Below are 21255 nucleotides of genomic sequence, written 5' to 3' on the forward strand. Positions count from 1 at the left end.
ATTTGAACAGGCGGTGAAAATAAAACGGCCATCCGCTGGGTTATACCAGCGGCTATTTTGCCAATCCTAAGGAGGTTTAATATGGGTAACGGATGGTCGGAGTGGCCGCTGATGTTTTTCACCGTGGCGGCCCAGTGCGTGATTGGCGGTTACCTGATCATGGCCATGGTGCTGCTGGCGGGTAACCTGACGGTGGCAGGCATCCGCAAAGTGCATCTGTCGATGTTCTTTTTATGGCTATTGATGGGGCTGGGATTCCTTGCCTCCATGATGCATCTGGGTTCGCCGCTGCGGGCCTTGAATTCATTAAACCGCATCGGCGCCTCGCCGCTGTCCAACGAGATCGCCGCTGGCTCGCTGTTTTTCGCCCTAGGGGGCATCTACTGGCTGATAGCTGTGCTTAATCGCATGCCCCGAATGGCGGGCAACATATGGCTGGTGATCACCGCCCTGTCCGGCCTGCTGTTTTTATATGCCATGGGCCGGGTCTATATGATAGATACCGTGCCCACCTGGGATAATGTTTACACCCCGCTGGGTTTTGTGTTGACGGTATTTATCGGCGGACCGCTGCTGGGCCGTCTGCTGCTGCAGACGGCGGGCATCAGCGGACCGGGCTGGCGCTACCTGCCCTGGATAAGCGTTATCGCGGTGATGATAAGCGTGGCGGCGGTAATGATGCAGGCCGCCGGTCTGGCCGCTATCCACAGTTCGGTACAGCAGGCCTCGGCGATGGTCCCCGATTACGGCCTGCTGATGGCGGGAAGGGTGTTGCTGCTGGTACTGGGACTGGCCTGCTGGCTTTGGCCGGTGGCCCGCGGCAAAACGCCGCCTGTAGCCGGGCTGGCGCTGGGACTGGTGCTGATTATCGGCGGCGAACTTATCGGCCGGGCGGTATTCTACGGCTTGCATATGACGGTGGGCATGGCGATTGCCAGCTGAAGCACGATCTCCATGCTTCAGGCTGGCCGTTGGTCTTATTGCGCTAACTGTGGAACCTGCCGGCTTAGGCGACCGGTTTTCTAACCCATCAAATTTGCCATGAAAAATTTATTGTTTCACTTTTTTCTGGGATTCGGCGCGGCTTGCAACAGAACTGTAACTTAGGGTTTGGACTGGTGCCTGGCTGTGAATTTCCTGAAATTTGCATGTTGTTTTACTCCATTTATCTGTATTAATAATCTCAAAATAACTGTTTTTCTATCTAATTAGAAAATGATCTTAGGTAAAGTGGTATCAGGATATTTTTTATCTATAGTAGCAAAAATTCAATCCAGCATTAGGGATTACATCGGTCATTGCCAATATTATTTCACTGACGAGTAACAGTTACTACAAGATATATTCAATAACGTAATTATTATCCTTATATTGAATTGAATTTCATTCTATTCAATTTTTCCGTTTCATTCAATTCCATCGTCTATTATTCAATTTCCTGATCTGAAGTTGATAAATCTTGAACCGTGATCTCAATTTTACTATCAAATGAATACCCTTCTTCCAGCTTAATCTCTTTATCAATGATCAGGCGCACTGTTGCTCCGGGGTTAGCGCTATCGTCCACCGTGATTTTAGATACTTTACCCTTGAGAACTATATCGAACGTACGTTCGGTCGTATCAAGGTTTTAAGTGTTTTGATAGCAATACGATGGTTTTTCTATAGGGAATAACATAGGTGACTAAATCATCTGTGTCTTTGGAGCAAGATTTGGTTCCCGAGGAAATTGAGCATTTGTATTGGATTCTGCCGGTATTTTGAAATGTATATGTTCCAGCTTTGAATCCTGATTAATGACTGTACATTTGCTATTAGTTTCAAGCGTCCCTGAAAGCGTTGTTTTATAAATAAAAGATATTCCTGTTTTTTGATCGATATTGATATTATTACTGGATTCAGCAGAATTAATAAATATTAAACCGCGTTCAGTGGTCAAACTCTCAGATAGATATGTAGGGGTTTGGATTTCAATATACCCGCCGATTGTATTTATCTCTTTAGCTGAAGATTCCCTTACTGTGACTGAAGCTAAATCACCTTTGGTATTAATATTACTCACGTTTGCTTTACATGTCAGGGTAACAGAGGCGTCCGCAGTTTTTATTAAGCCGCTCACCGTACTTTCATCCACCGTAATCTCGCCACGGGAAATTAATGTAGTGATATTGTTAACTTTTGATTTATTTTGGATTTGAACTGATCCGCCGTAAGTTGAGATATCTTCTACCACTTGACTTTGGTCGACGATGACAGAACCCCCTGCAAGTGTAGTGTTAATCTGCTTCGCAGTTGATCCCTGCAAGAGTTTGACAATACCACCCGTCGTTGAGATATTCTCATTCACGACACTTTCACTGACCGTGACATCACCCGAACCTAGCGTCTCGATGGCTTCTACATTTGTACGCTTCGAAATATCAACAGCGCCTTTTTCTGTGTTAATTTTTTTTAGTACTGCTTCCTTTACAACGATCTTCCCACTGGTTGATTTAACATCGGCGGCTATTTCCCCTTTTTCTATTAATATACTACCTTGCCGGCTGTCGATGGTTATTTTGTCGTCTCCTTCATGGGTAAAACAATTTAACAAACTAATATCATTCCCATTCGAAGAAATATCAGAAGACAATCTTTCTCCAATTTTCTGAATATTACCATGCGTATAAGTATTTGTTGGGTTATTGCTGGAGGTACCGATATTGGAAGGTGATATAGCGCCTGAAGTATTCATGATATAATTCCCTAAAAATGTGACGAGATCATGCGTTTTTAACAAAAATAAACACAATAAAATGAGAGGGGATTATAATAAGAACTTATTAAACGAACTCTTAACAGCTTTATCCTAAACACGAATTATGAAGCGTACCATTGCGGATAAAATACGTATTAGGGAGCATAAAGAACTGTCGCCGCCGCTGAAAGAACCTTATCTACGATTTTGAAATGTCGATCTCCTTTTCCAACAGCAACCGTTTACGCCCAATTCCCCAGCGATAGCCGGACAGCGCCCCGTCGCTGCGCACCACCCGATGGCAGGGGACGGCCACCGCCAGCGTATTGGCGGCGCAGGCGCCGGCCACGGCGCGAACGGCGGCGGGCATGCCGATGCGTTTTGCCACCTCGGCATAGCTTAACGGCATAGCTTAACGTGCTGCCGGGGGGAATGTCCTGCAAAGCCTGCCAGACCCGCGGCTGAAACGCGGAGCCCTTGATATCCAAGGGTAAATCCAGCCCGAGGCGGGGCGCATCGACAAGGCCGATAACCAATGCCATCCGCCGGGCGAATTCGCCATTGTCGCCCGCCAACCGGGCGTGGGGATATTTATCCTCCAATTCCCGCACCAGGGATTCGGCATCGTCCCCCAGCGAAATGGCGCAGATGCCCCGCTCGCTTTGCGCCACCAGAATCGCCCCCAGAGAGCACTGTCCCACCGCGAAAATGATATTCGTTCCTTGCCCGCCCGGTAATCGCCGGGCGTCATTCCCAACAGCGCATCGGCCTGCTGGTAAAAGTTCCCCGCCGATTGATACCCCGCCGACATTATCGCCCCGGTGACGGAGTCGCTTTGATCCAACCGTTGCCGCACGCGCCGGCCTCGGCAGGCTGAAGCATAGGCCTTGGGCGTCAGTCCGGTGATGGATTTGAACAGGCGGTGAAAATAATACGGGCTCACCCCGGCATGGGCCGCCATTTGCGCCAGCCTAGGAATGTCATCTTGCTGCTCGATATAGCGGCAGGCGGCGGCGATTTTCGTCGCCTGCTCTTGCGCCAGGGAAGGGCGGCCCTGCCTGCAACGCTTGCAGGGACGAAAACCGACCCGCTCGGCTTCAGCTGCATCGGCGAAGAAGCGTACATTCTCCGGACGCGGCCGGCGGGACGGGCAGGAAGGGGAGCAATAGATGCCGGTGGTTTGCACGCCGTAAACAAAGCGACCGTCCGCCGCTTTATCACGGGAAACAATAGCCTGCCAGCGCGGATCCGGCGTAACGGTGGTCATAAGGGCGGTTTTACAGGATTGCATGGTGTCATACCCTTCATCATATCGCTGCGGCCATGAATCGGCCAGGCAGGAATCCAGGATGACAGGATCTCAAACGGTCGGCACTTCGGAACTTGCTTTCTCATTCAAAAAAAAGCCGCCGTCAAGCAGCGGCACGTGCTCCATTATTGATAACGGTAAGCCCCTGAACGCCAGGGTCACCGTCAAAGCGGGCGTCATCAGGCACAACCAAGGTACAGCTTACGTCTTTATCAAGGGTTATCGACTTCAATACCGAGTTTGCGCCGAGAGTAACGTTGCTTTTTAACGGAATAGCGCTTTCCGCTTGGTCTGTCCTGCGGGAATATTCAGCTGTCATCTCAAAAATATTACGTATAAAATTGGGTGTGTTAAACTTACTGGTTACCCAAGAGGAAATATTGTATTCAGTGTTCTTTACATGAATATTATTTATTACTGAGTGTGCGCCTATTTTCAGGTTGTGCTCACTGGCTTCAGGCATCTTGTCGGTTTTAGTGCCAATAATAGATAGGGTTCCATTAACGTGGCAATGTTCCATCTCCAGAGCACCTTTTTAATTTCAATGTTTCTAATCGAAGTGCTTATTAGGGTGATTTTCCCTGTTTTGAGCTGACATCGCCTTTGATATCGCTTCGAGTAATCTCAATGTTACCATTTTTACTTGTAATATCAATTACATCACTCCCTACGAATGTAGAGCAGCCTTTCAATTTTATATAACTATTTCCGATAGCATTGATGTTGCCAAGCAGCTCTTTTCCTTCATGAGTGATGTTTTTGCAATTAAATAAGACCCGCCAAAATTTATACCACCTAAACTAAAATTCACTCTGTTTCTCCGGATAAATAAGGCATAAACTACCCGTAAACGATGTAATGATGGCTTTGATTAAAACCTGCGCAGCGGTATTAATTTATATTCCCCGTGTAAGTCTAGAGATCAAAATTCATAAAAATTACTTTAACAAATCTCTACTAAACGAATCACTAACAGTTATATTTTAATGATAATCCTAAGAAGCACGTTATTATTGATTTTTCACATGCAAGGGACGAATGACACATCCAAAGGTTTGCTTTTTTAAGTTATGGGGCCTTAGCCGAGTCGACCGTCGCGCATCATCATGACCCTGTTGGCGAAGGACGACGCCTCCCGCGAATGGGTCACCATTACCACTGTGGTTCCCTGCCCATTGATTTTTTTAAGCTGCTCAAGTACCGCCCGGCTGTTTTTACTGTCCAGATTGCCGGTGGGCTCATCGGCCAGAATCAGCGCCGGATGGGAGATCATGGCGCGGGCAATGGCAACCCGCTGCTGCTGGCCGCCCGAAAGCTGAGACGGGTAATGTTCCGCCCTGGGGGTCAGTCCAAACGTCTCCAAAGTCTGCTTGACCCGCGCTTTACGCTCCGTTTTGGGCACATTTCGATACTTAAGCGGCAGGGCGACATTTTCATTTACCGTCATATGGGAAATAAGGCTGAAGGACTGAAAAATATAGCCTATCAAGCGCCGCCGCAGTGCTATTCTTTGGGAATAAGAGAGCCCTTCCACCACTTCGCCATCCAGGGTAAGACGTCCTGTATCCAGGGACTCGAATAAACCCAGAACGTTCAGCAAGGTGGATTTTCCCGAACCGGAGGGGCCCATGACCGACAGGAATTCCCCAGGGATAATGGCAAGATCCACATTATTAAGCGCCAGCGTTTTGATGGTCTTGGTGAGATAGAATTTTCCGGCATGTTCCAATTTAATCATATCAATCGAACTCGATGATGTTGGATTTTTCATAGTCGTTGTCAGCGAAGGTCACCACCTGCTGTCCCTCGGCAAGGCCATCGATAACTTCTGATTGCGCCGCCCCTTGGCGCTTGATCTTCACCGGGGTTTTCACCGCCCGCCGCGTCTGTTTATCAAAGACATACACCATGGCCTGGCCGTCCTGAAAGAATATCGCTTCCGAGGGCGCCAGCAGCGCATTGCGGGAGGTGCCCAGAGAGACGCGCAGATCAATGGACTGGCCGCGTTTCAATGCAATCTGCCTGGGCCGGGACATCAGCAGCTTCGCTTTGAACTTGCCGTTATCTACTACCGATGAAACCGTCTCGATGGTCGGCGGGATGCTAATGCCGCCGGCATCAGCCATTACATTCACCTGCGGCTTTATTTTATCGAGGTAATACTCGCTGAAGGCGGCCTCAAAGTAGTAGGAATGCAAATTATCCACTACGCTGACTTTTTCGCCGGGTTTGATTTTCTGGCCGATTTTAATATCCAGCGCGGTGAGCGTACCCTCTATGGGGGAGACTATCGTAAGCTGTTCCAAACCGCCTTTAATCAGATCAACCAATTTTCCCAGACGTTTGATGGATTCGTCTATCTCCCGATATTGATGGGGCAAAATGATGGCTTGTTGTTCATTATGTTCGGATAGGATTTCATAGGTCTTTTTCCAATATGCCAGCTCATCCACCAGGTTTTCATATTTGGCTTTTTCAATGATGGATTTCTCGTACAATTTTTTATTCCTTTGAAGTTCCTTTCTTGTTTTCATTAAGTTATAGCCCGATTTCTCGAGTTCTATTTTGGTGTCGCGGCTATTGCGTTCAAGCAGCATACGCATATTACGCAAATTATTAATTTGCTCGGTGGCATCAGCGATACGGGAGGTCACCTGTAAAACAAAATCATAATTAGACAGCCGGGCGATAACCTCTCCCTTTTTGACAAAACCGGAGGAAAATTTGTAAATTTCCACCACTTTCCCGCCCCGTTCGGAGGAGACAACCACGCTTTCATTTGGAATGGCGACAGCCCGTGTCACCAACGTATCATTATACGAGCCGCGTTTGATCTCATGAAATTTCACCCCGGAAGAAGGCACCCGCAAAAAATTATCCGCGGTGGCCAATCGATACATGAACCCGCACAGTGAGATAAATAACAGTAACGCACCCCAGGCCAGCCATTTGGACCGCCAATGTATGAAGGATTTTTTTTCCAGCTTTACATCCATGCCTCCCCCTTCTGCGTGCGCCCTGTGGCCCGGAACCACCGACCGCCCGCCATCAGCGACAACGCCATCACCGCCGCCACGCCCAGAGTCAGCAGCAGCAGCGCGGCGAGTGCATAGGTATAGGTTAACCCGGTCACCAGGTCATATCGCTTGAGCCAGCGATGTAAAAAGCCAAAACCTACTATAAAAGCAAGGGCGGAGGATATAAGCAGCGGCGCCATGTTTTGCTGCAAAAAGAAAACGATGCCGGTATAGACCGAACCGCCCACCGCTTCCATGATTTTCAGGGTCTTATTCAGCCGGACGGCCTCGGATATACCGATAATCACGGCACTGCCCAGCAGCAACAGCATAGAAAGCGCCGCCACCAGGCGTATTACATTGGTTATCAATAGATGGTTCTTAAAATGCCGGCGGTGCAAATCATCCACCAATACTATTTGACCCTCGGAAAGCCCATAATCCTGGAGCTGCGAGATGATGTTATCCCGTTGCCGACGCGTGGAATATTTAATCGAGCCATATTTTTCGATGTTGTCTTTTATAAATATCATTAACGGCTGCGGTAATGTTGTCCGCTCGCCGAGGTAGATATTGTCCACGATACGCAGCACACGCAGCGCTTCTTTCTTTCCGTCGAGATCAATATAAAAAGTGTTATTCATCACTTCATCATAGGAGGACTGTCCCATCGCATTCATAAACGCCCGGGTGACAATGACGTGAAGGATTGCCGGATCCCGGCTTTCACTGACGGCGTTTTCTTTGCCGGCCAGGGTCTCCAGGCCCCACACCAGGGGGAAGTTACGGTCCGCGGAAAAGGCGTTAATGGCGACGGACTGATCCTGCTGCTGCCGGCCATGCTGTACCGTCATTACCGCTGGGGACATATCAAAGGGCCGCCAGCTGCTTAAAGCGATATTGGATGTACCGGTGCTTTCCTTTAGCCGGTCTTGCAACATCCGCAACATTGCGAGAGAGCGCAACGGCTCATTAATTTCAAAAGTCAGCAGATTTTTTTTGTGATATCCGAAGTCGGTATCCATAACATAGTGGTTTTGCGCTATGGCGCCGGCCCAAATATAAACCATACTTCCGGAAAGCAATAGCTGGGCCACCATGGACAGCTTATTGATATAATAAGTTGCCTTGCTTTCAAAACGGGCATCCCCGCGTGTATTTCTTACGCTAAAGACAAACAGGCGAAGGTAAATCCATTGGCTCAGAACAATCATGCCACCCATTATCAGCGACACGGACATAAATACCCCTACCTGCAGCCGGCAGGGAACTTGGTGCAATAACGCCAGTATCGGTTCGGACAATAGCGCGGATCCCAGCAGCATTCCCAGGGCCAGAATCATGATGCAGAGAAATTGAGGGAAGATGATACCGCAGTATTCCGCGAGGATTTGTTTATCCGAGGCGCCGATGCAGCGCTTGATATGCAGACTGCTTCTTTTGGCGGCGTTGATAATGCCGTTTATGGAGAGAAAATTTACCAGGGTGGTTAGCAGTACAAATATCGCCGCGCCATAAAGGGTATGCAACAATGCCATGGAATGCACGGCGGCCAATTCATCAGGATAACCCTGACCATAGTGCATAGCCAGGATATTGCGGGCGCTGAAATGAAGAGATTGTGCGGGAGTATCGGGCGCACCGGGCAATTGCGGCGCATAGCGTTCAACCACCTGGTCAAGTAGGCGATTATCGAAGGTTTGCGGCGACGCCGAATGGATAAAAGCATAAACCTGGTTGTTGTACCAGTCACGGCGCTTATCGTCATAACCCTCCATCATCCAGGGTGAAAAGGCGATCATTATCGGCATGTTTTGGCTGCTGTCTTTATGAGGTTCCACCACGTCCTTGATGATGAATTTCCCTTGATTTCCCAGCTCGATTATTTTGCCGCGGGGCGAAGAGAAGCCGAGATATCGCCGGTTGAAGGCCGGGGTAATATAAATTTCGTGGGCCTCCAGCGGGGCCAGAGACTGCCGGTAAGGATTCAATCGAGTTAAGAATTCAGGGCTGACCGCGAAAATTTCCACGTCGGACATTACCCGCCCTTCACTGCGGATCGAAGTGAAAAAACGGTGGGCATAACTGACAGATGTAATTCCCGGCTCTTTTTTCAACGCGTCGATCAAGGGCAGCGGCACCTGCGCGGAACGTACCCGGACGCCGTTAGGCAATAAAAGCTGCGATTCAAGCCGATAAATGTGGCGATAATCGGGATAAAACCTGTCGGTACGAAAATCAGAAATGGATAACGCCAAGGTGAGGAAGGTCGTGACAAAGCCGATAGCACTAATGATAATGCCCAATACTGCCGGTACGGGATTCAATTTAACGTCATGATAAAACTCATTCAATATCATCGGCTGATTGTCTCGACGTTAAGGGCGTTGAGGCACTTGAAATTCGCGATTGTCCATTCAGACTCTTATTAATTAATATCCTTGATATATTGCACCCCTTTATCAATGATATATTCATGTCTTCATTTTACATAACCCCCTAATTAATGATATTGACCATAGGTATACAATAAAATAACCGATTTAGGGATAAGTACGCCATCAAATAAAAACGTGAAACTCCTCCCATGACAAAGGGGCGTATCCGCCCCCGAGCTTGTTGACAAAGTGTCCGGTCGAGACAGGCTGCCAGATCGTAAACACGCCGTGAACCCTCCTGGGAGCTCGATTTGCCCGGATCATCTATTGCCGTACGGCTAGGCCCGCTTTTGGTGGCGGTATCCATCCAAACCGCCAATAGCAAAATGGCGCCTTTGACGATATATTGCCAAAAGTAGACACATCAAGCATGCTCATGCCGTTGTCCAGCGACGCCATGATAAATGCCCCATTACGGCGCCGGCCACGCTGCCGACGCCGCCCGCCAGGCTGGTGCCGCCGATAACGCAGGCGGCGATGGCGTCCAGCTCCGCGATATTGCCGGCGGAGGGCGAACCGGCCCCAGGCGGGAACTGAGGATTAGACCCGCCACGGCGACCATCAAACCGTTGATGGCAAATACAGCCAGCTTGGTGCGCTCCACGTTCACCCCGGACAGCCGGGCGGCATCTATATTGCCGCCGATGGCGTAAATCCGGCGGCCGAAGGCGGTGCGGGCCGCCAGGAACAATCCCGCCAGCATCAGCGCCACCAGAAGGAGCACCGGCGTGGGTACGCCGCGATAATCATTCAGCAGGTACACAGCCCCCAATACCACGACCGCGGTGATAACCTGCCGGGTGAGATCCCCGGTGCGGGTGGGAACGGATAAGCCAAGGCTCTGGCGTTTGCCGCGCCGGCGCCATTGCCAGGCGATAAACAGCACCAGGCCGATAAAACCGATGCCGAACCCCGCACCGTCCGGCAAATAGCTCTGCCCTATTTGCGACATGGCCGCCGAGGTGGGAGAGACGGTGGTGCCGTTGGTTATACCTATTAGTATGCCGCGAAAGGCCAGCATACCGGACAAGGTGACGATAAATGACGGCACTTTGCGGTAGGCCACCCACCATCCGTTCCAGGCCCCCAGCAGCAATCCCAGCAACAGGGTCACCAGGATGGTCAGCGTCAGCGGCCATTTGAGCCAGACATCGAATATCGCCGCCACCCCGCCCAGCAGGCCCATCATGGAGCCCACCGACAAATCGATTTCGGCGGAGATAATCACAAACACCATCCCCACCGCCAAGATGCCGGTAATGGAGGTTTGCCGCAGCAGATTGGAGATATTGCGGGCGCTGAGATAGGCTCCCTCGGTGGTAAAGGTAAAGAACAACATAATGACCACGATAGCGGCCAACATAACGAATACCTGTAAATTTAATGGCTTATTTTTGCCGGCGGCGGTATCGCCGGTAGCCGCCAAGCGGTCAGACCGCGTGATTTTCAACATGGGAGTCACTCCTGAGTGCCGCTTCCATTACCTGTTCCTGTGTCAGGTCGCGGTTGATAAGATCGGCTTTGATTACCCCTTGGTGCATCGCCAGCACCCGATCGCTGATGCCAAGGACCTCCGGCAGTTCCGAAGAGATCATGATGACCGCGATACCCTGCTGTACCAGTTGGTTTATCAAGCGATAAATTTCCTGCTTGGCACCGATATCGATACCGCGCGTCGGCTCGTCAAGGATCAGGATTGCCGGATTCAGCAACAGGCATTTCGCCAGGATGGCTTTTTGCTGATTACCGCCGCTCAGGCGGCCGATGGCCAGCTCCGGCGAGGTGGTTTTCACTTTGAGACGCGCAATGGCGTCGCGGATGGCCGCCTGTTCGCCGGCCTCATCCACGACGCTAAGGGATCCGCTGAACTGGCTGAGGGCCGCCAGGGTAATATTGGAGCCCACGCTCATGATCGGCACGATACCGTCTTTTTTGCGGTCCTCCGGCACCATGGCCACTCCATGGGCCATGGCCTGCCGGCAGTTGCTGAAACGAACCGGCTTGCCGTGCAGCGTGATCCGACCCTCCCAGCGGCCGGGATAGCAGCCGAACAGGCACTGCGCCAGCTCGGTGCGGCCCGACCCAACCAGGCCGGCGACGCCGAGGATTTCCCCTTTATGCAGGCTAAAGGCGGCATTGTCCACCCGCCGGATATGCTGATTCACCGGATGCCAGGCCGTCAGTCCCTCCACCCGCAAAATTTCCTCGCCGACGGCATGGGGTTCATGGGGATAAAGCTCGGTGAGCTCGCGCCCCACCATCATCCGGATCAGGTCCTCTTCGCTCAGGCCCTCGGCCGCCCGGGTCGCGATATGCTTACCGTCCCGGATGACGCAAATCACATCCGAGATGGCCTTGACCTCGTTAAGCTTGTGGGAAATATAAATACAGGCGATATCGTGATTGCGCAGGTCGTTGACGATATCCAGCAAGATGGCGGTTTCGCTTTCGGTCAGGGAGGCGGTGGGTTCATCCAGAATCAGCAGGCGAACCTGCTTGTTCAGCGCCTTGGCAATCTCCACCAGTTGCTGTTGCCCCAGCCCCAGCTCCCCGACGCGGGTATTGGGATCGATATCCAGTTTCACCTGCGCCAGCATACGGATACAGCGCAGATACATATTGTCGTAATCCATAACGCCATATTTGGCCCATTCGGCGCCGAGGAAAATATTTTCCAGCACCGTCATCTGCTTCACCAGCGCCAGTTCCTGATGAATAATGGCAATCCCTTTTTGCTCCGTGTCGCGCACGCCGTGGGCCACCAGCGGCTCGCCGCCGAACAGGATCTCTCCCTCGAAGGTGCCGTAAGGATACACCGCCGACAACACTTTCATCAGGGTGGACTTGCCCGAACCGTTTTCACCGCATAACGACAATACCTGGCCCGGTTCAACGCTCAGGGACACATTATCCACCGCCTTTACCACACCGAACCGCTTGGTGATATTTCTCATTTCCAGTAACACAGACGCCATGATAATTTCCCTCCGCAGCAAGGCCGCCCGGTTCGGCGGACCACATATACCCGTCATACTTCAAGCTGCAGGTGCGTTGGCAATACTCGGCCCTTCCCTGGGCCTCGCCCCTTCGGGGCCGCGACACCTCGCGTTCAAATCTGCTCCTGCAGATTTGTCCTCGCTCATCCCAGTCACTTACTTGAGTAAGCTCCTGGGATAGATGAACCTCATCCCTGAGGTTCACCCTTCGGGCCAGCGCAAGCGCTGTTCAAATCTGTTCCAAACAGATTTGTCGCTGTGTCGCCGCCTTCCTACAACTTGAATTATTTAAGGTATAATTCACGTCACAAACAACAATCGGCGTAACGGCGGATCAGTTCAGCTCGGACTTCTTATGGAAACCGTCGGCAATCACGGTGCTGTCGATATTGCTCTTGTCCACCGCAATAGGTGTCAACAGATAGGAAGGGACAGCCCGCAAGCCATTATTCAGCGAAGCGTTGGATTTGGGTTTTTCACCCTTGGCCAGCTCTATGGCGATAATGGCGGCATTGGAGGCTTCCTGCTTGATGGGTTTATAGACCGTCATGGTTTGGGTACCCTGAATAATACGTTTGATGCCGGCCAGATCGGCATCCTGCCCGGAAATAGCCACTTTACCGGCCAGACCCTGCGCCGCCAGAGCCTGTATGGCCCCCCCGGCGGTGGCGTCATTGGAAGCCACCACGGCATCGATTTTGTTGTTATTGGCGGTCAGCGCATTTTCCATGATTTTCAGCGCGTTTTCCGGCAGCCAGCCATCGGCCCATTGGTCGCCCACCACCTTGATTTTGCCGCTGTCGATTAACGGTTGCAGTACTTTCATCTGACCGGCGCGGAACATCTTGGCATTACTGTCCACCGGCGACCCGCCCATCAGGAAATAATTACCTTGGGGAACGCGATTGACCACGCTTTGCGCCTGTAGCTCACCGACTTTTTCATTATCGAAGGAGATATAAAAATCCACATCAGCATTATTAATCATCCGGTCATACGCCAGGACTTTTATTCCAGCCTGTTTCGCTTCCGCGATAACATTACTTAACACATTCCCGTTATAAGGAATTATCACCAATACATCCACGCCGCGATTAATCATATTTTCAATTTGCGACATCTGGGTTTCTTCATTGCCGTTGGAGGATTGAACAAACACATCCGCCCCCAGGGACTTGGCTTTATCGACAAAAATATCCCGATCCTTCTGCCAGCGTTCCAGGCGCAGATCGTCCACCGCCATGCCGATTTTGATTTGTTTGGCAATACCCGGCTGGCAGGTCAACACCAGTGCCGCACAGGCAGAAAGCAAGAGGGTTTTCAGTTTCATCTTTCATTCCTTATGTTGCTTTTTTAAGAACATAACCAGCAAGGGAACTCGCTGTTTTATAAGATAAGATACAAATCTTTACAATGTGACGACAACGTATTGCCGCTAAAAAATAATCGACAGCAAACCCAATTAGTATTAGTGGGGAAAAAAGCAGGCGGCAATTGCAAATTTTCACAACGCCATTACGATATTTAACTGAAATGTGGTTTCTGTGAGCTAAAGCTTATTTTATGCCGTTCTCGCCCCGGACGATTTAATTTTTAACATTATTGCATTTGTAATAATTTTTATCGGTCATTCTATGTGATCTCACGCACAATAAATAATTTCATGAATCCATATGTGAAATAACGTAATTGATCGCCCCCGCTGTTCTAACCAGAATCAATTGCAGTGAATCCCCTTAACCCGCCGGCGTTATTGCCGGACGCCGGGTTAAATCATGTCCGCTTCAGAACGGACCCTGTATTTTCGAGGAGCCATAATCATGTCTCAATACTTTGACAAAATTGAAAAAATCCGTTTTGAAGGGCCCAAGAGCACCGAACCTTTGGCTTTCCATCATTACAACCCTGATGAAATCATATTAGGTAAACGCATGGAAGACCATTTGCGTTTCGCCGTGTGCTACTGGCACACCTTCTGCTGGCCCGGCGTGGATATGTTCGGCACCGGCGCGTTTCAACGCCCCTGGCAGCAGCCGGGAGATGCCCTTGCACAGGCGAGGTTGAAAGCGCAAGTGGCCTTTGAATTTTTCAGCAAACTGGGAGCGCCTTACTACTGCTTTCACGATATGGATGTGATCCCGGAGAGCAATACGGTAAAGGCGTATCTCGATAACATGGCGGCCATGACGGAAGTCTTGGCGCAGCATCAGCAGCAGACCGGCATAAAACTGCTATGGGGCACGGCCAACTGCTTCAGCCATCCCCGCTACGGCGCCGGCGCCGCCACCAATCCTGACCCGGAAGTCTTCGCCTGGGCCGCCGCGCAGGTCAACAGCGCCATGGCGGCCACCCAGACCCTCGGCGGCGAAAACTATGTGTTATGGGGCGGCCGTGAAGGCTATGAAACCCTGTTGAATACCGATCTGCGGCAGGAACGGGAACAAATCGGCCGGTTTATGCAGATGGTGGTGGAGCACAAACATAAAATCGGTTTCCAGGGCACCTTGCTAATCGAGCCCAAGCCCCAGGAGCCCACCAAACATCAATATGATTACGACGTCGCCACGGTATATGGCTTCTTGAAACAGTTCGGTCTGGAAAAGGAGATCCGGGTCAACGTGGAGGCCAACCACGCCACCCTGGCGGGACATACCTTCCATCATGAAATCGCCACCGCCATCGCGCTGGGAATTTTCGGCTCGGTGGACGCCAATCGCGGCGATCCGCAATCGGGCTGGGATACCGACCAGTTCCCCAACAGCGTGGAAGAAAACGCATTGGTGATGTATGAAATCCTGAAAGCCGGCGGCTTTACCACCGGCGGCCTGAACTTCGATTCCAAGGTGCGCCGGCAGAGCACCGATAAATACGATCTGTTCCACGGCCACATCGGCGGCATGGATACCATGGCGCTGGCATTAAAGGTGGCGGCGAAATTCATTGAGGACGGACGGCTGGATCAACTGGTGAAAGCCCGCTACGCCGGTTGGAACGGCGACCTGGGACAGCGTGTACTGCAAGGCAATCTCTCTCTGGCCGACGTGGCGGCCTACGCCCAACAGCACGCCCTGGCGCCGGAACATCACAGCGGACAGCAGGAACTGTTCGAAAATATCGTCAATCAGGTGCTATACAGCTAAAGGAACACGGCCCTCGAGCCAGGCTCGCCTAGCATCGATCGTGCAACGAACGTGTTAAAGGGAGACCGTGCTGATGGGGTCGAAGCGGGCGTGGTTTTTCCGCCCGCCGGAGCGCCCCACAGCACGGTAGGCCCGCTAACACCAAGGCTGCACCGGACACCCTATGGCACGGTAGGCCCCCGATCACCAAGCGGACAACGAACCAGTTAAAGCGGGCTGCGGCATACAGGCTGCCGCATCGGTTTTCCCAAGCGGCGACAGCCGCGCTACTTATAAACAATTAAGGGATACCTCATGTATATCGGCATAGATCTAGGTACCTCAGGCGTCAAAGCCATTCTCCTCGACGAACAGCAGCATATCCTGGGCAGCCATACGGAAAGCCTGACGGTCTCCCGTCCCCACCCGCTATGGTCGGAGCAGGACCCGGAACACTGGTGGCAGGCCGCCGACCGGGCCATGCTGGCATTAAAGGCCAAACAGGATCTCTCTTCGGTGCGCGCCCTGGGCCTGACCGGGCAAATGCACGGCGCTACGCTATTGGATAACAAACAGCAGGTGCTGCGCCCCGCCATTCTCTGGAACGACGGCCGCAGCTTTGCCCAATGCCGGACGCTGGAAACAGCGGTACCCCGCTCCCGGCAGATTACCGGCAATCTGATGATGCCCGGATTCACCGCCCCCAAACTCTGCTGGGTAGCCGAGCATGAACCGGAGATATTCAGCCGGGTGGACAAAGTTCTTCTGCCAAAGGATTACCTGCGCTGGCGCATGACCGGCGAGTTTGCCACCGACATGTCCGATGCGGCTGGCACGATGTGGCTGGACGTGGGCCGCCGCGACTGGAGCGACGAACTGCTGGACGCCTGCGGCCTGAACCGGGGGCATATGCCGCAATTGTTCGAAGGCAACCAGATAACCAGCACCCTGCGGCCGGACCTGGCATCCCGCTGGGGAATGCCGCCGGTACCGGTGGTGGCCGGCGGCGGCGATAACGCCGCCGGCGCCATCGGCGTCGGTCTCTATCGCCAGGGCCAGGCCATGCTGTCGCTGGGAACCTCCGGCGTTTATTTCGCCGTCAGCGACGGCTTTCTCAGCAATCCGGAAAAAGCGGTGCACAGTTTTTGCCATGCGCTGCCCAATACCTGGCATTTGATGTCGGTGATGCTCAGCGCCGCCTCATGTCTTGACTGGGCGGCAAAAGCCACTGGCCTGGGCAGCGTCCCGGCCTTGCTGGACGCCGCCGCCGGCAGCCGCGCCGATATCTCGCCGGCCTTCTTCCTGCCTTATCTGTCCGGGGAGAGAACGCCCCATAACAACCCCAACGCAACCGGCGTCTTCTGGGGACTAACCCACGATCACGGCCCAGCGGAGCTGGCGCGGGCGGTGGTGGAAGGCGTCAGCTTCGGTCTGGCGGACGGGATGGACGTATTGCATGAAACCGGACTGCGGCCGGATAGCATCACCCTCATCGGCGGCGGGGCGCGCAGCGCATACTGGCGGCAGTTGCTGGCGGATATCAGCGGACACCAGCTGGATTACCGCACCGGCGGCGATGTGGGTCCGGCGCTGGGGGCGGCCAGATTGGCGCAGCTCAGCTGCCCTCCCGATACGCCCTGGTCGGAAATTCTGCCGCCGTTGCCGCTGGAGGCCAGCTATCGGCCTGATAAAAACCATCATGAGGCCTATCTGGAACAACGGCGCACCTTCCGACAGATATACCTGCAACTGACACCCTTGACGGGTGTGTAGAGGACTTTTATTGACCTTTAAGCTGTCCCTTGACCACCACGAACCGGGGACAACCCTCGTCAAGGCGCTACGCGCCATGCCCGGCGCATAAATGAAAAAGCCCGCAACCGCGGGCTCTCATCGTTGGAAATATTATCGGCCATCAAGACCTAATGTACAGCCAGCTCCCGGAAGAACGCCGGGTTATCCCGAATAGTCGCCAGAACTTTTGCTGCCAGTCCGGTAGGATTGCGTCGCTTTGTTTCCCAGCTTTTAATGGTATCAATGCTGGTTCCCAGGACCTTTGCCATCTCACCCTGTGAGACATTGAGTTGTTCTCTGATAGCCTTCACATCGGCCACTTCATAACTGGTGACCCGTGCAGGCGCTTTAACGCCATTTTTGATTTCAACAGCTTCTTCAAGAGATGCTTTCAGATCGTCAAAAAAGCTCATGATATACCTCATCTTTCAGTAATTTCGTCAGTTTTTTAAGTTCTGCCTTTTCAGCACCCGTCAGGCTGTCTTAGATGTTTTTCGGATAGGCCATAACCAGATAGATAACCTCTTCTGTGGCAAGAAAATAAATAACTCTGGCACTCCCGCTTTTACCCTGCGACCCCGTCGCCATTCTGATTTTTCGCAGCCCACCCGTTTTTTGTATTAAATCGCTTTATCCGGAAATTCGATTAATTCTTTCTGAAGATCCTTCAAGTCATCGTCCGTGGCAATTTGCTTTATCTGCCGGGTAAACATTGCCGTCTCGATAAACTCTATTGCATGACTCACTTAAATACTCCCTTACTTTTATGATGTACATAGTACACCAACGGGGCTGAATTTTCCAGCAAAAAAATGAGGGTTTACACACCGCCTGCGTAACATCACTCTTTTCCGGGTAGTGAAAAAAAGTTCGTTACTGTTACGCCGCCATTTTCAAGGGAGAAACCAATACAATGGCCGAGTCAAAGACAATAGTCACTGACTCGGCCTTCAGATTTTATGAACCGCCCCGGTTTCCAGGGGCGGTTCAGTCAGAGAGAGAAGCAGATTTATCCCATGTTCAGTCGCCGCCGCCCGGCGAGCTGAGGCCGAACATGCCGCCGAAGTTTATTTGCACGTTGAGCCCATAGACCAGCATGTTCTTGGGCAAGATTGCGGTTTTCGGCATGCCGGAATTATCCGGGTTGATGATGTACTGGACGTTGGGCATGACGATTACGCCAGGGCTGACATGCCAACCGTAGTTAAGTTCCAAGGAATACTCATTAGGATCGTTGCTGCCGTGGCCCCCGGCCTTGGCCCGGGAATCGCGCAGGAATGCGGTTTCCTTGTCGGTGAGATTGAACAATGACGCGGAGAAGCCGATGGTGTCATGCGGCCGCGATGCCATTGGTCCGGTCAGCACGACGCCGCTCAGGAACTGCTGCTTCATGATCTCCTCATCTTCCAGTTGCTGGACCACACCGCCAAATACCGCGAGGTTGCGCTTCGAGTCCGCACCGGGCCGCCAGACCACCTTGTCACCGAGCAGATAAACGCCCTTGCGATCCTCGTTCACCTTGCGGGCGGTGCCGCCGAAACTCCCCAGCGAACGGCCAGCGGTGTTGTAGTAAGGGTCGGAATGCGATGCGGTACTGATGTAGCCGCCGACCTTAAGATCGAAGTTTCCGGGCTTGGTCCAGCCCCACTCCAGCGGCACGGTCACGCCGGTGGACTCGGCAGTGGAGAAGTCCAGGCCGTTACTGGCGGCGGTGCTGGGATTGACCTCGTATACGCCGGTTTCAATATAAGTATGAGGAGTCGTGCGGTAGCGCATGTTGAGACCCCAGGTGGCCGAGGGCAGCAGGCTGTAGCCGGATTCGGAATTGACCAGGCGCGGTACGCCGCAGTTGTCGCCATTTTGAAACTGACAGTTGGTGGGCAGCTTGGCGTAATAAGAGGTGGTACCCAGTCGGCCGACGACCACATCCAGTCGGTCGTCCAGCAGTTTTTGCTCGAAGGCGAACAGCCCCAGGTGCCAGGCGGGAAATTCGTTCTTGTAGATATTCTGCTGTTTGGGGAAGGTGCCGGTGACGTCATGACTGAGGCCGGAGCCATAATCTTTGTAGACGGTGAAATGGAAACTGCTGCCACGGGTGCCAATCAGCTTGTCGAGATTGAGATCGGCGCCGACGTTGAATTGGCCAACGTTGGTGTGGCCCTGCCCGACGCCGCCGCGGGTGTTGCGGGCATACTGATTGATCAGATTGGCCCGCAGCAACACGCCCTGGCCGGCCAGTTTTCTCAACGCGGCGCCGGGGTCGGGGGTACCGGGCTCCTGGCTGACGGTTGGCGCAGCGGCCGGTTCCCCCTGTGTGTCGTTCGGTACTTTCGGTGTATCCGGCGTATCGGCCAGCGCGCCGGGGAGGGAGGCGGATGGCGAAACGGTTGCGGCCAGGGTAGTGTCTTGAATCAAAAAGCCGAGAATGCTTACTGCCAGAATATTTATTGTCATTTTCATGGTGCGTGCCCTTGCCGGTATTGCGCGCAGGTTACCCTTGCGCGTGGCAATCCGGTCGATGCTGTTGTGATAAATCGGGTGGTCAAACTTCGCGGTAACCCGCGTCCAGTTCGCTTTCCAGTTGCCTGCGGTCGATGGCGTTTTCCCATTTGCCCACCACGAGGGTCGCCACGCAGTTACCGGTGATATTGGTAAAGACAAACGCCGAGGCGAGGATGCGATGGACGCCGAGGATTAAGGCAATACTGCCGACCGGGATCGACTTGGTGGCGGCCAGGGTCATGGCCAGAACCGCGATGGCCGAACCCGCCACGCCGGCGCCGCCCTTGGAGGTGACGAGCAACACGCCCAGCAGCGACAGCTGTTGTTCCCAACCCAACGCGGTGCCGGTGGCCTGGGCCAGGAACACCGCGACGGCGGCGAAATACAGGCAGGTCCCGTCGTGGTTGAAGCTGTAGCCGGTGGGTAGCACCAGCCCGACCACCGACTCTTCGATACCGAGCCGCTTGAGTTTGCCGATCAGTTGCGGGAACACGCTTTCCCCGGAGTTGGTGCCAATCACCAGGATCAACTCTTCACGGATGTAACGCATCAGCTTGAGCAGGCTGAAACCGGCGTACCAGGCGACCGGCGCCAGCGCGATGAGGAAGAAGATCGCGCAGGTCAGGTAGAACTCCCCCACCAACGCCGCCAGGGGCACCAGCGACTTGAGGCCGAATTTGGCGACCGTAAAGGCAATGGCGCCGAAAGCGGCGATGGGGGCCAGTTTCATCGCCAGGCGGATCACCCAGAACAGAGACTGGGATACGGTGTCGACCATGTTCAGCACCGGTTGCGCCTTATCCCCCATAGAGGCCAGGCCACAGGCGAACAGCACCGAGAACACCAGAATCTGCAGGATTTCGCCCCGGGCGAACGCACCGATGGCGCTCTCCGGTACCAGGTTGAGCATGAACTCGCCCATACTCATGTGCGAAGCGGGGTGCGCCGCTTCACCGGCGGTTCGCAACAGCGCGGGGTCGATGTTCATTCCGACACCCGGCTTGAGAACGTTGATGGTCACCAGGCCGATCACCAGAGCGATGCTGGTGACCACCTCGAAATAGACGATGGCCTTGATCGCGATACGACCGACCTTGCCCAGATCACGGACGCTGGCGATACCGTGGGTGACCGTGCAGAAGATGATCAGTCCGACCACCATCTGGATAAGACGGATGAACACATCGCCAAGCGGCTTGAGCGTCTGGCCGATGTCGGGCGCCAGGGCGCCTACCGCAATGCCAAGGACCATGCCGACCAGCACTTGAAAAGTCAGGTCTTCGTAGAAACGGCGCGTACGCTGGGTACCCAGGACGGCGCTGGGAGAAATGTTACGAGTCATA

Annotated in this window: 13 protein-coding genes and 3 pseudogenes; 3 read left to right on the top strand and 13 right to left on the bottom strand. The window is 53.0% G+C overall.

Features of this window, described 5'->3' with window-relative positions; translation table 11 throughout:
* Positions 1-81 precede the first annotated feature (81 nt).
* Entirely contained in the window at positions 82-942 is an 861-nt protein-coding gene (locus GTU79_RS25615) for a DmsC/YnfH family molybdoenzyme membrane anchor subunit (protein WP_203520884.1), read from the top strand.
* A gap of 742 nt (positions 943-1684) precedes the next feature.
* Here the strand turns inward: GTU79_RS25615 and GTU79_RS25620 are convergent.
* From GTU79_RS25620 to xylF, 9 genes and pseudogenes are all read right to left on the bottom strand, one after another.
* On the bottom strand, positions 1685-2734 hold the full coding sequence (locus GTU79_RS25620; RefSeq protein ID WP_214513496.1) for a DUF4097 family beta strand repeat-containing protein: 1050 nt from the start codon (positions 2732-2734) through the stop codon (positions 1685-1687).
* A gap of 202 nt (positions 2735-2936) precedes the next feature.
* Positions 2937-4004: pseudogene (gene ada / locus GTU79_RS25625) on the bottom strand (bifunctional DNA-binding transcriptional regulator/O6-methylguanine-DNA methyltransferase Ada).
* Positions 4005-4149: 145 nt separating this feature from the next.
* The gene (locus GTU79_RS25630) at positions 4150-4566 is read right to left on the bottom strand and encodes a hypothetical protein (protein WP_203520882.1); all 417 of its coding nucleotides are present in this window, start codon (positions 4564-4566) and stop codon (positions 4150-4152) included.
* 558 nt (positions 4567-5124) lie between these two features.
* On the bottom strand, positions 5125-5784 hold the full coding sequence (gene darD, locus GTU79_RS25635) for a darobactin export ABC transporter ATP-binding protein (protein WP_203520881.1): 660 nt from the start codon (positions 5782-5784) through the stop codon (positions 5125-5127).
* 1 nt (position 5785) lies between these two features.
* Positions 5786-7042, bottom strand: coding sequence for a darobactin export ABC transporter periplasmic adaptor subunit (gene darC, locus GTU79_RS25640; RefSeq protein ID WP_214513497.1), 1257 nt, complete (start codon positions 7040-7042; stop codon positions 5786-5788).
* Positions 7033-9417, bottom strand: a complete 2385-nt coding sequence (gene darB / locus GTU79_RS25645) for a darobactin export ABC transporter permease subunit (RefSeq protein WP_214513498.1) — start codon at positions 9415-9417, stop codon at positions 7033-7035. Before darB ends, darC begins: the two co-directional genes overlap by 10 nt.
* Positions 9418-9790: 373 nt before the next feature.
* Positions 9791-10954: pseudogene (locus tag GTU79_RS25650) on the bottom strand (sugar ABC transporter permease); the annotation flags it as partial.
* The gene (locus tag GTU79_RS25655) at positions 10932-12476 is read right to left on the bottom strand and encodes a xylose ABC transporter ATP-binding protein (protein ID WP_132925245.1); all 1545 of its coding nucleotides are present in this window, start codon (positions 12474-12476) and stop codon (positions 10932-10934) included. The pseudogene GTU79_RS25650 and the gene GTU79_RS25655, both read right to left, overlap by 23 nt.
* A gap of 355 nt (positions 12477-12831) precedes the next feature.
* Positions 12832-13827, bottom strand: a complete 996-nt coding sequence (gene xylF / locus GTU79_RS25660; RefSeq protein WP_132925243.1) for a D-xylose ABC transporter substrate-binding protein — start codon at positions 13825-13827, stop codon at positions 12832-12834.
* A gap of 490 nt (positions 13828-14317) precedes the next feature.
* Between xylF and xylA the strand changes: the two genes are divergently transcribed.
* On the top strand, positions 14318-15637 hold the full coding sequence (xylA, locus tag GTU79_RS25665) for a xylose isomerase (protein ID WP_132925241.1): 1320 nt from the start codon (positions 14318-14320) through the stop codon (positions 15635-15637).
* 294 nt (positions 15638-15931) lie between these two features.
* Positions 15932-17389 carry a xylulokinase gene (gene xylB / locus GTU79_RS25670; protein ID WP_214513499.1) on the top strand — a complete coding sequence of 486 codons (1458 nt, stop codon included), beginning with the start codon at positions 15932-15934 and terminating at the stop codon, positions 17387-17389.
* A gap of 149 nt (positions 17390-17538) precedes the next feature.
* Here the strand turns inward: xylB and nadS are convergent, their stop codons facing one another.
* From nadS to dctA, 4 genes and pseudogenes are all read right to left on the bottom strand, one after another.
* Positions 17539-17823 carry a NadS family protein gene (gene nadS / locus GTU79_RS25675; RefSeq protein ID WP_132925237.1) on the bottom strand — a complete coding sequence of 95 codons (285 nt, stop codon included), beginning with the start codon at positions 17821-17823 and terminating at the stop codon, positions 17539-17541.
* Positions 17810-18156: pseudogene (locus GTU79_RS30845) on the bottom strand (type II toxin-antitoxin system RelE/ParE family toxin). Before GTU79_RS30845 ends, nadS begins: the two are co-directional and overlap by 14 nt.
* A gap of 274 nt (positions 18157-18430) precedes the next feature.
* On the bottom strand, positions 18431-19870 hold the full coding sequence (locus GTU79_RS25685; protein ID WP_203520855.1) for a carbohydrate porin: 1440 nt from the start codon (positions 19868-19870) through the stop codon (positions 18431-18433).
* A gap of 82 nt (positions 19871-19952) precedes the next feature.
* Positions 19953-21254, bottom strand: coding sequence for a C4-dicarboxylate transporter DctA (gene dctA / locus GTU79_RS25690; protein ID WP_132925233.1), 1302 nt, complete (start codon positions 21252-21254; stop codon positions 19953-19955).
* Between the last annotated feature and the right edge of the window lies 1 nt (position 21255).

The sequence above is a fragment of the Sodalis ligni genome (assembly GCF_016865525.2).
Classification (GTDB): Bacteria; Pseudomonadota; Gammaproteobacteria; order Enterobacterales; family Enterobacteriaceae; genus Acerihabitans; species Acerihabitans ligni.